Source organism: Aeromonas lusitana, assembly GCF_002812985.1.
GTDB classification, from domain to species: domain Bacteria; phylum Pseudomonadota; class Gammaproteobacteria; order Enterobacterales; family Aeromonadaceae; genus Aeromonas; species Aeromonas lusitana.
Genome location: NZ_PGCP01000010.1, coordinates 15,399 through 28,728, shown reverse-complemented (window position 1 = coordinate 28,728; position 13,330 = coordinate 15,399). Strand labels below are relative to the sequence as shown.

At 59.4% G+C, this 13,330-nt stretch carries 11 protein-coding genes; 6 read left to right on the top strand and 5 right to left on the bottom strand.

Annotated features, from left to right (window positions below; all coding sequences use genetic code 11):
- Positions 1-133 precede the first annotated feature (133 nt).
- Both prfC and CUC44_RS07315 read left to right on the top strand, forming a co-directional pair.
- A complete protein-coding gene (gene prfC / locus CUC44_RS07320) occupies positions 134-1,723 on the top strand; it encodes a peptide chain release factor 3 (RefSeq protein ID WP_167388829.1) in 1,590 nt (529 codons plus the stop codon).
- Between the two features lie 192 nt (positions 1,724-1,915).
- Positions 1,916-2,254, top strand: coding sequence for a nuclear transport factor 2 family protein (locus CUC44_RS07315; protein ID WP_100859320.1), 339 nt, complete (start codon positions 1,916-1,918; stop codon positions 2,252-2,254).
- A 127-nt stretch (positions 2,255-2,381) separates the two neighbouring features.
- On the opposite strand, the gene CUC44_RS07310 is transcribed toward CUC44_RS07315, so the two are convergent.
- Together CUC44_RS07310 and CUC44_RS07300 are read right to left on the bottom strand one after the other, a co-directional pair.
- Positions 2,382-3,293: a bifunctional helix-turn-helix transcriptional regulator/GNAT family N-acetyltransferase gene (locus tag CUC44_RS07310; protein WP_100859319.1), complete on the bottom strand. Its 912-nt coding sequence runs from the start codon at positions 3,291-3,293 to the stop codon at positions 2,382-2,384.
- A gap of 324 nt (positions 3,294-3,617) precedes the next feature.
- Positions 3,618-4,655, bottom strand: a complete 1,038-nt coding sequence (locus CUC44_RS07300) for an alkene reductase (RefSeq protein WP_100859317.1) — start codon at positions 4,653-4,655, stop codon at positions 3,618-3,620.
- Positions 4,656-4,837: 182 nt separating this feature from the next.
- On the opposite strand from CUC44_RS07300, the gene CUC44_RS07295 reads away from it, so the two are divergent.
- Together CUC44_RS07295 and CUC44_RS07290 are read left to right on the top strand one after the other, a co-directional pair.
- Positions 4,838-5,410 (top strand): TetR/AcrR family transcriptional regulator, encoded by a 573-nt coding sequence (locus tag CUC44_RS07295; protein WP_100859316.1) that lies wholly within the window; start codon positions 4,838-4,840, stop codon positions 5,408-5,410.
- A 106-nt stretch (positions 5,411-5,516) separates the two neighbouring features.
- Positions 5,517-6,929, top strand: a complete 1,413-nt coding sequence (locus CUC44_RS07290) for a DUF2252 domain-containing protein (protein ID WP_100859418.1) — start codon at positions 5,517-5,519, stop codon at positions 6,927-6,929.
- Positions 6,930-7,191: 262 nt separating this feature from the next.
- Here CUC44_RS07290 and CUC44_RS07285 read toward each other — a convergent pair whose 3' ends face one another.
- Positions 7,192-8,109: a LysR family transcriptional regulator gene (locus CUC44_RS07285; protein ID WP_100859315.1), complete on the bottom strand. Its 918-nt coding sequence runs from the start codon at positions 8,107-8,109 to the stop codon at positions 7,192-7,194.
- A 245-nt stretch (positions 8,110-8,354) separates the two neighbouring features.
- Between CUC44_RS07285 and aguA the strand changes: the two genes are divergently transcribed.
- On the top strand, positions 8,355-9,452 hold the full coding sequence (gene aguA, locus CUC44_RS07280; protein WP_100859314.1) for an agmatine deiminase: 1,098 nt from the start codon (positions 8,355-8,357) through the stop codon (positions 9,450-9,452).
- Positions 9,453-9,732: 280 nt separating this feature from the next.
- The gene (locus tag CUC44_RS07275; protein WP_100859313.1) at positions 9,733-11,436 is read left to right on the top strand and encodes an amidase; all 1,704 of its coding nucleotides are present in this window, start codon (positions 9,733-9,735) and stop codon (positions 11,434-11,436) included.
- 41 nt (positions 11,437-11,477) lie between these two features.
- On the opposite strand, the gene CUC44_RS07270 is transcribed toward CUC44_RS07275, so the two are convergent.
- Both CUC44_RS07270 and CUC44_RS07265 read right to left on the bottom strand, forming a co-directional pair.
- Positions 11,478-12,215, bottom strand: a complete 738-nt coding sequence (locus CUC44_RS07270) for a hypothetical protein (RefSeq protein WP_100859417.1) — start codon at positions 12,213-12,215, stop codon at positions 11,478-11,480.
- A 2-nt stretch (positions 12,216-12,217) separates the two neighbouring features.
- Positions 12,218-13,033: a hypothetical protein gene (locus CUC44_RS07265; RefSeq protein ID WP_100859312.1), complete on the bottom strand. Its 816-nt coding sequence runs from the start codon at positions 13,031-13,033 to the stop codon at positions 12,218-12,220.
- Between the last annotated feature and the right edge of the window lie 297 nt (positions 13,034-13,330).

Sequence of the window (13,330 nt, the reverse complement as noted above, 5' to 3'; positions counted from 1 at the left end):
TCTCTTTCCCCACCGGTTGGCCAGATGCCAGCTTGCGTGGTGCCGTTGTGTGCATCCGGGCCCTGAGTCGAAGGCGGCATCCCGGATTTATTTCCACGGTGGCCGAGGTCACCGCTCAATAGAAGAACGTCGAATTATGTCAGCTGAATTTCTGAGTGAAGTCTCCAAGAGACGCACTTTTGCGATCATCTCGCACCCGGATGCGGGTAAAACCACCATCACCGAAAAAGTCCTGCTGTTCGGACAGGCCATTCAGCGCGCCGGTACCGTCAAGGGCCGTGGCTCGGGCCAGCATGCCAAATCCGACTGGATGGAGATGGAGAAGCAGCGCGGCATCTCCATCACCACCTCAGTGATGCAGTTCCCCTATGCCGACTGCCTGGTCAACCTGCTCGACACCCCGGGTCATGAGGACTTCTCCGAAGATACCTACCGTACCCTGACGGCGGTCGACTGCTGCCTGATGGTCATCGATGCCGCCAAAGGCGTCGAAGATCGGACCCGCAAGCTGATGGAAGTCACCCGTCTGCGGGACACCCCCATCCTGACCTTCATGAACAAGATGGACCGCGAAGTGCGCGATCCCATGGAAGTCATGGACGAGGTGGAGCGCGAGCTGAAGATCATGTGCGCCCCCATCACCTGGCCCATCAGCTGCGGCAAGTCCTTCAAGGGGGTCTATCACCTCTATAAGGACGAGACCTACCTGTACCAGACCGGTCAGGGCCACACCATCCAGGAAAAACGGGTGGTCAAGGGTCTGCACAACCCGGAGCTGGATGCCGCCATCGGCGAGGATCTGGCCGCCCAGCTGCGCGGTGAACTGGAGCTGGTGCAAGGCGCCTCCCCCGAGTTCGATCACGACGCCTTCATCGCCGGCGAGATGACTCCTGTCTTCTTCGGTACCGCGCTCGGCAACTTCGGTGTGGACCACATGCTGGACGGTCTGACCGACTGGGCCCCGTCTCCCATGCCGCGCAAGGCAGAGAGTCGCGAAGTGGCTGCCACCGAGGAGAAGTTCTCCGGCTTCGTGTTCAAGATCCAGGCGAACATGGATCCCAAGCACCGCGACCGTATCGCCTTCATGCGTATCGTGTCAGGTACTTACAGCAAAGGCATGAAGATGCGCCACGTGCGCATCGGCAAGGACGTGAACATCTCCGACGCCGTCACCTTCATGGCCGGTGACCGCGAGCAGGCCGTCGAGGCCTGCGCCGGTGACATCATAGGCCTGCACAACCACGGCACCATCCAGATCGGTGATACCTTCACCCAGGGTGAGGATCTGAAATTCACCGGTATCCCGAACTTCGCCCCCGAGCTGTTCCGCCGCATCCGCCTGCGCGATCCGCTCAAGCAGAAGCAGCTGCTCAAGGGGCTGGTACAGCTCTCCGAAGAGGGCGCCGTGCAGGTGTTCCGTCCGCTCATCAGCAACGACCTCATCGTCGGTGCGGTCGGTGTGCTGCAGTTCGATGTTGTGGTCTCGCGTCTGAAGAGCGAGTACAACGTCGAGGCCCTGTACGAGGCGGTCAACGTCTCCACCGCCCGCTGGGTGGAAGGCACAGACGTGAAGAAGTTCGAGGAGTTCAAGCGCAAGAACGAGCTGAACCTGGCGCTCGATGGCGGTGACAACCTCACCTATATCGCCCCGACCATGGTCAACCTGCGCCTGGCCCAGGAGCGTCACCCGGACGTCCAGTTCCGCCAGACCCGCGAGCACTAATATCCGCTCGCAAGGCTTGAAGGGTGACAATAAAAAGACCCCGCTTCGGCGGGGTCTTTTTTTATGGCACTTTGCCATCGAGGTTGCATGAATGAGGTTCGGGCCACGAAGAAGACGCTGGGGGGCGCCCGTCGACAGCGGCCGCAAAGCGCCCTATAAAGGGAGTCGTTGCTGATTATCAGGGAGTTAGCTATGTCAACGGAACTGCCGGTCGCGGCGCAATTTGCCGCCTACAATGCCCACGACCTCGAGGCCTTTCTGGCCTGCTTTGGCGAGGGGTTCAAGGGCTACCGTATGCCTACCGAGAGCCCGAGCACAGTGGGCAAGGGGGCGCTGCGGACCTTCTATGCCGAGCACAGATTCAACAACCCAGCCCTGAAAGCCGAGCTGTTGTCACGCACTGTCATGGGCAACAAGGTATTCGATCACGAGAAGATCTATGGCCTCTCCCCCGACCCCATCGAGAGCATGGCGGTATTCGAGGTAGAAGATGGCCTGATCCAGACCGCCTGGTTCTATTTCCCCTCTTGAGTGCCCTCACCCTAACCCTCTCCCGGAGGGAGAGGGAATAGCCCGCAGTCTCGTTGCGCGCTCCCTTCCCCCCTTTGCAGTAGTGAGCATAAGAAGAGAAGGGGTGGATGAGGGGCTCCTCACTCTGCTAGTCCAGGGTCAGTACCATGCAGATCTCGCAGGCGTCGTGGCCCGTGTTGCCAAGGGGGCCGGGCAGGTGCTCGAAGCCCAGTGACTCGTAGAGCGCGGTCGCCTCGCGCAGCACGCCCGTGGTCTCCAGATAGCAGCGCTGGTAGCCGAGGGCTCTGGCCTCGTTCATGGCCTGCAGCACCAGCCGGCGCCCCAGCCCCAATCCACGCAGGGCGGGCATGAAGTACATCTTCTGCAGCTCGCAGATTGCCTCTTCCCCCGCGAGCGGCGCTATGCCCCCCCCGCCGAGGATGGTGCCGTCCGGTCCCTCGATGACCCAGTAGCGGCTGCGATCCCCCTGATAGGTCTCATGGAGAAAATCGAGATTGGGATCCGCTACGCCATAGCCCTTGTCGGCGGTGAGGCCATATTCGGCGGAGACGGCGCGCACCACGGCGGCGATGTGAGGATTATCGGCCGGGGTGATGGGACGAATGCGATAACCCTGCTGGCGGCGGGCCCGGGAGAGGGCGCTGCGATAGAGGCGCAGGCCGTCCCACAAGCGCTCGCCCTCGGTCGGACTGAGTTGGGCCAGGGCCTGCTCGGTGGCCTGATCCATCTCCTGGTGCAGGGCCAGCAACTGGGCTTGACCGGCCTGGGTGAGGCGGGCCTCCTTGCTGCGTCCGTCCGAGGGGTGCGGGTGCCAGCTGATGAGATCGCGCTCGGCCAATCGGGCCAGGGGGCGGCTGGCGTTGGACTTGTCGATGCGCAGCCGCTCGGCCAGTTGCTGATTGGTGGCGGGGCCATTTTCCAGCTCGATCAGCAGGTGCGCCTCGAGCGGGCTCAAGGCCAGGGCACCGCACTGCTGGGAGAGCATGCCGAGTTCGCGTACCAGCTCCCGGGACAGGGCGCGCAGGGGTCGGGGATCCATCTATCATTGTCCTTATTTGGTTGTCATCAGCAACTAATATAACCAGATGGTTGTCACTAGCAACTTCTTTTTTGGCGAAATGATGGGCTATGGGGATGGGCAGGGGAGCGCGGGCATAAAAAAAGGGCCCGGGAGAGGGGCCCAAACATTGGAAACCCACGCCAGAGCGCGGATCCCATCCTTGGTCAGGGAGATGGCCGGTCACCCGCTCGAACGGGTGCCGGTAATGTCATTGGAACTTGACCTGCTCTGCGCCAGCACCGCCACCATGGCGTCGGTGCTGGCTATCACAGGCGGTTTGTCTGCTTCGCCTTGCTGATGGGCTTATACCAGCTCCGCCAGCATGGCGTCGGCGTAGGGCACCAGGGGCTCGGCCTTCTTCACCTTGGCGAGGTAATCCGGGTTGGCGATAAGCGGGCGACCGATGGCGACGAGATCGAAGCGATCGGCCTTGATGGCGTCGGCCGCGCTCTCGGCCGTGTAGTTGCCGACCCCGACCAGGTGGCCATCGTAGTGGGCGCGCAGATAGTCGGAGGCGCGGCCATCCAGGTAGTCAAAGGTAAGGCTGTCATCGAAGATGCCCAGATGCACATAGGCCAGGGTGCGGCCATTGAGCTGGATCAGCAGATAGTCGAACACGGCGCGGTCGCGCGCGTCCCCCGCCAGGTGTACATAGGCGCCGGGGGAGAGGCGCAGGCCCACTCGCTCGCCGCCGATGCGGGCACTGATGGCATCCACCACTTCCAGCGCGAAGCGGCTCATGTTTTCCGGGGTGGCGCCATAGGCATCGTCCCGCAGGTTGCTGGCATGGTGCAGGAACTGATCGATGAGGTAGCCGTTGGCGCCGTGGATCTCGACACCGTCAAAACCCGCCTCGATGGCGTTGGCGGCGGCCTGGGCATAATCCTCGATCAGCTGCAGGATCTCGGCCACGGTCAGGGCGCGGGGCACCTGATAGACCAGTTCGCGCATGCGCGGCACTGTGCCCTCATGGGCGATGGCGGATGGGGCCAGCACCTCGGCCTGGTGGAAGAAGGGGTGGGAGAGGCGACCCACGTGCCACAGCTGGGCAAAGATCTTGCCGCCCTTGGCATGCACCGCCTGGGTGACTTTTTTCCAGCCTTCGATCTGCTCCTGGCTGTAGAGGCCGGGGGTGTTCGGATAGCCCTGGCCGTCCGGGCGAATGATGGTGGCCTCGGAGATGATGAGGCCGATATCGGCGCGGCGAGCATAGTAGGCGGCCATCTGCTCGGTGGGCACCAGACCAGGACCCGCCATGCAACGGGTCAGGGGTGCCATCATGAAGCGATTCGCCAGGGTCAGAGCGCCGTTGAGACGGTAGGGTTGAAACAGGGTATCCATGTGCGTCGTCCTGGAAAGTGATTCTTGAATGAGCATTCAAGTCGTTTTTTGCTTTGCACGCAAGTCTTTTTTGAACGAAGATTCAAGTTCGCGTTTACATGGCTTGGTCTTGCTGGTTGGCAGGAGTAGACTGGCCGCTTTTTTTAGCCCCCGCCTGTCGGGGTCTTGCCGAAGGAGACCAGATGCGCACTGCCGAGTTTGATAGGGACCAGGTCCTGCGACATGCCATGGAGGCCTTTCGCGCCAGAGGATACGCCAAGACCACCATGCAGGATCTGGTGGCAGCGACCGGTCTGCACCCCGGCAGCCTTTATGCCGCCTTTGGCAACAAGCGCGGTCTGTTGCTGGCGGCGGTCGATCACTATGTGCAGGAAAAATGCGCCCAGCGCCGCCACTGCCTCGATCAGCCGAGCCCCCTTGCGGGCATGCGTGCCTACTTCGACCAGCTGGTGGATGCCGCCTTGCAAGGCTCCTGCCTGGTGACCCGCGCCCTGATGGAGCTGGCGGAGCAGGACGAGGAGCTGCACCAGCGCTGCAAGGCGATTTACCGGGATCTGGAGGGGGATCTCGCGCTCTGCCTGCAACGGGCGAGGGAGCAGGGGGAGCTCGCGGCCGGCTGCGATATTCCGACCCTGACCGCCTTCCTGCAGGTCAATATTCAGGGCCTCATCACCTTCGCCCAGTGCCATCCGGATCGGGCTCTGCTCGATGCCGTCGTCACCCAGCTAATGGCCGCCCTCAGCGCACCTCGCTAAGCCTCTCTTTACCGCGCTTTCGCCCGGCCCGATATTTCCCCCCGGCCCTTGCCCTCATGGATTCCCTCTTCCATCTTGATGATGAGATCTCATGGAGGAACAGGGCATGGCCAAACAGTCTAAGTCTCAGGCGATGCTGGTGCATTTCACCGCGTCACGGCTCTCCATCGAGGAGCGTTTCGCCGCCGGCAAAGCGCTGCGTGAGCAGGTCCCTCGCGAGTCACACGCCCTGCTGCCGGATCCCGCCCCTGAGCGGGATCCCATCGCCGTGCTCAAGGCCCAGGCCCTCACCCGGTTGCAGCGGCTGGTACCGGTGCGTCACGCCCGCATGCAGGAATCCCCCTTCGCCTTCCTGCGCGGGGCGGCCGCCATCATGGCGGCGGATCTCGTCGCCACTCCCCGCTCCGGATTGATGGTGCAGGCCTGCGGCGACATGCACGTGGCCAACATAGGCCTCTATGCCAGTGCCGAGCGCAACCTGGTGATGGCCATCAATGACTTCGATGAAACGCACCTCGGCCCCTGGGAGTGGGATCTCAAGCGTCTGGCCGCCAGCGCCCTGGTGGCGGCTGAGTACCTGGGGGCCGACCCGGCGCGCCAGCGGGAGGCCGCTCGTATGGTGGCCGCCGGTTATCGCACCAAGCTGCGGGAGTACGGCAAGATGGGGTTTATGCAGGTCTGGTACGATCGCATCGATCAGAGCGCCGTGCTGGATGCCTTCTCCGCCGATGCCCATAAAAAGGTCGAGGCCAGCTTCGCCAAGGCCAGGGGACGGGATCACCTGCAAGTGCTCGGCAAGATGACGGATCTGGTGGACGATCAGCACAGGATCCGTGAGCTGCACCCCTTCGTCATCCGCGAGACCCACACCGAGGATGGGGAGCCGGTCTACGACGTGCTCGGGGAGCTGCTGGAGGCCTATCTGGCCTCCTTGCCGGAGGACAGGCGTATCCTGCTCAAGCGCTACCGGATCCTGGACGTGGTACGCAAGGTGGTGGGGGTCGGCAGCGTGGGCACCCGCTGCTGGGTGATCCTGCTGAGCGGGGCCGATGACGACGATCCCCTGTTCCTGCAGGTCAAGGAGGCGCAGCCTTCTGTGCTGGCGCCCTATTTCACCTCCGAGGAGGACAGCGGCAGCCAGGGGCGGCGAGTGGTGCGGGGGCAGCGCATGATCCAGGGCTCGCCGGACATCTTCCTCGGCTGGTGTGAGCTTCGGGGGCGCCACTTCTACGTGCGCCAGCTGCGGGACATGAAGGGGGGCATCGACATCACCCCGGGCGTGGTCAAGCCGCGCCACTTCGTCGAATATTGCCAGCTCTGCGGCTGGGCGCTGGCGCTGGCCCACGCCAAGTCAGGGGATGCGGCCCGCATCGCCGGCTACATGGGCAAGTCGGAGGTGATGGATGAGGCCATCGCTGACTTCGCCGAGGCCTATGGCGAGCGCACCCGGGAAGACCATCGCCTGCTGCTGGCCGCCATCGCCCGCGGCGACCTGCCAGTCGCCAGCGAGGCTCGCTGAATCTGTTGCACTCAGTCCCATAGAAAGCGGCGCCCACAGGCGCCGCTTTTGATGTCCGTGTACAAGGTCTCACCACAGTCCCCAACTGGTCTCCCTAGAATTGGTCGACCCACTCCCACATCAGCTCCTTTTGCCAGATAAGCGCAGTCCGCAGGGCTAGCTCGGCTCCTGGCTGACCAGCTCCCGCGTCAGCTCCTTTAGCCAGATAGGCGCTGGTTGTTGGGCGTGGTTACCGAGGGTGTGCCAGACGCAGTTCGTTCGACTAGCTCGGATGCTGGTTTACCAACTCTTTCATCAGCTCCTTCAACCAAACCAATGCGGGTTGCTGGGCGTGAACCGGATGCCAGACGCAGTTGAGGTGATAGTCCGGCACATCCGCCGGTAGCGGCAGGCTCTTCAGCGGCCAGTGCTCGGCCAGCAGCTCCGCCACCTTGCGGGGCAGCACCAGCAGGTGATCGCTCTGGCTCACGATGGCGGCGGCAGACATATAACTCTGGCTGTTGACCGAGATGGTGCGCGATAACCCCTGGCTCTGGAGGAACTTGTCGAGGCTCGCCTCCGAGGTGCCGAGGGGCGAGTGGAACACATGGGGCATCTGGGTGAGCTGCGCCAGCGTGATGCGCTCCTCCGGCAGCTCACGGGTGGCGCGCACCAACCCGGCCAGGGGCTCGGTCAGCCAGGTCTCCTTGCCCAGATACCCTGGCACCTGCATGTATTCGTCAAATCCCAGCACCAGGTCTATCTCGCCGCTTGCGAGCTCCGCCTCCGGCAGGCTGTCGCGCAGGATGCGGATTTCTATGGTGACCCCGGGCGCCAGTTTTTTCAGACGTGAGATGAGCGGCGGGATCAGCACGCACTCCACGTAATCCGTGGTGCAGAGCACGAAGCGGCGCTTGGAGTGGCGCGGCTCGAACTCCTCCTCGTCGCTGAGCTGCTGCTCCAGCAATCGCAATACCTGCTGTACCCCCAGGTGCAGACGCTGGGCGCGGGGGGTGGGCAGCATGCCCTGGGGCGTGCGCACCAGCAGCGGGTCGCCGAAGAAGGTGCGCAGCCGGCCGAGGGAGTGGCTCATGGCGGGCTGGCTGATAAACAGCGCCTCCGAGGCACGGGTGACACTGCCCTGTGTCATCAGGGCGTCAAAGGCGAGCAGCAGATTGAGGTCGAGCTGGTGCAGTTTCATGGGGGGATTATTCACGCCGTTTATGGGATGATTAATCCTATTCATTTGATTGATGTGGATGCAACTTCTTACACTGCAACCACTCAAATCTTCTCGGATGCGCCAGGCGGTTGCGTAGCCGATGACAAGCCGGCGGGCCAAAAACGGTTCATGCCTTGAGTCAGAGCGTGAACCGGTTTCAAATCTGCCCGTTTCTCCATTCCCCGTGATGTGCATGACGCATCAGGGCCTGCAAGGATATTGCGATGAGCATCAAGACTCTCAACACCACCCCTGCCGCTGACGGCTTCACCATGCCCGCCGAGTGGGCGCATCAGCAGGCCGTCTGGATGATCTGGCCGTTCCGCCCGGACAACTGGCGCGAGGCCGGTCGCTTCGCCCAGAGCACCTTCGCCAAGGTGGCGGACGCCATCGGTGGTGCCACCCCTGTCTTTATGGGCGTGCCGGCGGAGTTTATGGACAAGGCGCGCGCCATCATGCCGGCCCACGTCACCCTGGTGGAGATGAGCAGCGATGACTGCTGGGCTCGTGACTCAGGCCCGACCGTGGTGACCAACGCCGCCGGCGAGTGCCGCGGGGTGGATTGGGGCTTCAACGCCTGGGGCGGCTTCAAGGGCGGTCTCTACCACCCCTGGAATCAGGACGAAGAGGTAGCGGCTAAGATGCTGAGCCAGCACGGCATGGATCGCTACGACGCGCCGCTGATCCTGGAAGGGGGCTCCATCCATGTGGATGGCGAGGGCACCTGCATGACCACAGCCGAGTGCCTGCTCAACGAAAACCGCAACCCGCACCTGACCAAAGAACAGATCGAGGCGCACCTGCGCGACTATCTCGGTGTGAAGAGCTTTATCTGGCTGGACGAGGGCGTCTATCTGGACGAGACCGACGGTCACATCGACAACATGTGCTGCTTCGTGCGCCCGGGTGAAGTGGCCCTGCACTGGACCGACGACGAGAACGATCCCCAGTACGCCCGCTCTCTGGCTGCCTTGAAGGTGCTGGAAGCCGTGGTGGACGCCAAGGGCCGCAAGCTGAAAGTGTGGAAGCTGCCCCAGCCGGGCCCGCTGTTCAGCACAGCCGAGGAGTCCGATGGGGTGGAGCAGGGCAGCGGCGTGCCGCGCGAGGCCGAAGGTCGCCTGGCCGGCTCCTACGTGAACTTCCTCATCACCAACGATCGCATCGTCTACCCCTTGCTGGACGCCGCCACCGACGACGAGGCCCAGCGCATCCTGAAAGAGATCTTCCCGGAGCATAAGGTCATCGGCGTGCCGGCCCGCGAGATCCTGCTCGGCGGCGGCAATATCCACTGCATTACCCAGCAGATCCCCTCCGGCCAGTAAGAACCGGGTGACGATCCTGCTGCGAGGCCGTGATCAAGGCTCATGTGCTGCTCGCTTATGTGAAACCGAGGGCTCACGTATGTTTATACGCTCCGGTTCCTGTGCTGCTCTTCACCTTGCTGACGGCCTCTCACGACGGGTCGTAAACCGGTTCCAAGCCCGCTGAGGTTGGTGCTCAAAACCCCACGCCGTGGGGTTTTATCTCTTGATGGTGTGATGGTCGAAGGCGCTGATGCGGCGATCATCATTACAAACAGTCACCCTTTTACAGGAGATCCCCATGATCGAAGTGACCGAGGTTTCCATTGCCGAGCTGCGTGCTGCGCTCGAATCCGGCCGCACCACCGCGGTCGAACTGGTCGAGGCCTATCTGGCCCGCGTCGCCGCTTATAACGGCCCCGAGACCGATACCAAGCTCAATGCCCTGGTGGTGCCCAATCCCGATGCACTGAAAGAGGCGCAAGCCTCGGATGCGCGCCGTGCCCGTGGCGAGACCCTGGGGCCGCTCGACGGCATCCCCTACACCGCCAAGGACAGCTACCTGGTCAAGGGGCTGACCGCCGCCTCCGGCAGCCCGGCGTTCAAGGATCTGGTTGCCCAGCGCGACGCCTTCACCGTTGAGCGGCTGCGGGCCGCCGGCGCCATCTGCCTCGGCAAGACCAACATGCCGCCCATGGCCAATGGCGGCATGCAGCGCGGCGTCTATGGCCGCGCCGAGAGCCCCTACAACGCCGACTATCTCACGGCGCCCTTTGCTTCCGGCTCCTCCAACGGCGCTGGCACCGCCACCGCCGCCAGCTTCTCCGCCTTCGGTCTCGCCGAAGAGACCTGGTCGAGCGGCCGGGGTCCGGCTTCCAACAATGGCCTCTGTGCCTACACCCCGTCTCGCGGCGTCATCTCGGTGCGCGGCAACTGGCCGCTGACCCCGACCATGGACGTGGTGGTGCCCTACGCCCGCACCATGAGCGATCTCTTGGAAGTGTTGGACGTGGTGGTGGCCGACGATGCGGATACCCGTGGCGATCTGTGGCGCCTGCAACCCTGGGTCAAGTTGCCCAAGGCCTCCGAGGTGCGCCCGGCTTCCTATCTTGATCTCGCCGCAGGTGCCTCCGCCCTCAAGGGCAAGCGCCTCGGCGTGCCGCGCATGTTTATCAACAAGGATGAACTGGCCGGCACCAGCGAGCATCCCGGCATCGGCGGCCCGACTGGCCAGCGCATCCATACCCGCGAGTCGGTGATCGCGCTTTGGGAACAGGCTCGTCAAGCGCTGGAAGCCGCCGGCGCCGAGGTGATTGAGGTGGACTTCCCGCTGGTCTCGAACTGCGAAGGGGACAGACCCGGCGCGCCGACCGTGTTCAACCGCGGCATCGTCTCGCCTGAGTTTCTCAATGACGAGCTGTGGGAGCTCTCCGGCTGGGCGTTCGATGACTTCCTGCGCGCCAACGGCGATCCCAAGCTCAACAAGCTGGCCGATGTAGATGGCCCCCAGATCTTCCCCCACGATCAGGGCACCTTGCCGAACCGCGAAGGTGATCTTGCCGCCGGCATGGACGAATACGTCAAGATGGCCAAACGTGGCCTCAAGCGCTTCGATGAGATTGCCTCTGTGCCGGACGGCCTGCGCGGTCTGGAGCAGACCCGCAAGCTGGACTTGGAAGACTGGATGGATGAGCTGAAACTCGACGCCGTGCTCTTCCCGACGGTGGCCGACGTAGGCCCGGCGGATGCGGATGTGAATCCGGCCTCCGCCGATATCGCCTGGAGCAATGGCATCTGGGTCGCCAACGGCAACCTCGCCATTCGCCATCTCGGCGTGCCGACCGTCACCGTTCCCATGGGGGTGATGGCCGATATCGGTATGCCGGTGGGCCTGACCTTCGCCGGCCGCGCCTATGACGACAACAACCTGCTGCGCGTCGCATCCGCCTTCGAGTCCACCGGCAGCAAGCGTATAGTGCCGCCGCGTACCCCGCCATTGGGGTGATACCAGTTAATAGGTATGAGAGGTTGCGAATGTGCAACCTCTTACTTTAATGACTCTATGTAGATATTTAATCCAGTTGAATCAATAACCGAAATAATCTCGGTAGTGTTTTTTACATACATGATGTTAGGCCAAGAAAGATAAGTTATGATTATGCATATTAATCTAATTGTTGCAAAATCAGATAAATTAACTAATGTTTCTACGTACATTAGTTTATCTTTATCGTCAAAGCCATTTCCCACTGTAACTTTATCGTTGATGAGCTTGACAATAAGATAGAATCTTCGAGCGCAAGAAAATATCTTGTCATCAGAGCTATTATCTAATGCCTCAAGTACCTCAGGTAAATTAATTGTACCCCCTCTACCTTTTTTTATGAGGTTCTCAAGTTCATTGACCGCATCAACTTTATTTTTTGTTACGAACCCACTTGGTGATGGGAATTTCAAAGAGAAATCATCAAAGCCGCTTTTTTGAGCTTCAATTAAATTATAAAACTGAAATTCAAAAGATTTCCTTTTGTCGAGATATTCCTGTCTCTTTGTCTCTTTTATTAAGGAGGAATTTGCGATCAATTGTAATCTAACTGATTTAATTAGAAGTAGCACTGACATGAAACTTAGAATTGGATTAAGAGTTCCACCAAAATAATCACCAAACTGCCCCCATACATCTTTCTCCTCAGAAAGAGTGGTTGGGCCTACGCCAAATTGATAATAGTATAACCCCAAAACTATCATTATAATGATTGACGCGCCCCAACCAATCAATCTCATAATCATTCCACCTCAATAATTAAGTATTTTACGATTTCACCATTACTAATCGTCATGTCTCGAACCTTGAGCGATAAATATTGTCGCTCTTCCTCTGCCAATCTATTATTGGAGTTTAGATTACTGGTTATTTTCTTTGTTTGCGCATCAGTTACATACTTCAAGCCATTCAAAAAACCAAAAGAAGTAGTTCTTTCCTCTCCATTAACCAACAACCTACCATTTCCAGTAAAAGTATTGAATCGGGTTATAATAGCTTCAATTTGATGATCGTGGTCAGTTTCAATTAATTCGGTGATATTTAAAGCTGTATTCTGATTTAGAGTTGCAATCTTTTGTTTTCCACCAGGCTTTCTGTAATTCAAATCGACAGAGTAATTACACATGGTAGAAATTTTATGCATGTTTTTTAGTCTATTTCGAATGGCTTTGGTTAGTTCATCCTCGATATCTTCCAATCCCTTAACGACTTTCTTAGCAGCATTGCTTAGCTCTGCACTCTCTAAAAAAAGCGATTCATAAATATAATAACTCATTACTTCTGAAAATACAGTTCGAGTCATGTTTGCAAGGCGTGACGCAACCTTTTGATCTGCTATTACAACATCAAAACACTGACCGAAAGAGCCTGTAAATGAATGTTTTAGGTTAGTTCTTATTTCATTGCTCTGATGTCTATTTTCTTTGACTTTTCCACGAAGAACGGCTTCAGTAATAATGCTAGTAACTCCCGATGCTCCTGATAAAGTCTGAAGGGCATAATCCATATCAATATCGTCATTGCCACTGTTTATAGTTAAGTCAAGACTTATCTTCATTGTGTTCCTCGCGGATATGAAAAAATTTATAAAAGAATATAGTTTTATTTGGTGTTTAATTTTGCAATAGATTAGAGATGAAAAGTTAATTTATATGATGTCGATCAACATTCTTAGGGGCGTAGGTTCGAATAGCGAAGCGTATTCGGACGATCGTGAATAGGTCGTGGCCGAGAAGCTGTTGTGATCCAAGGTTTCCTGCTGTCTTGCTATCACGTCGTGCGCGGTAAACGGAAGATTACGCTGCACTAATAGTCCCTACATCACGGTGTTGATTGTGTGTTTTGATCGTTTATC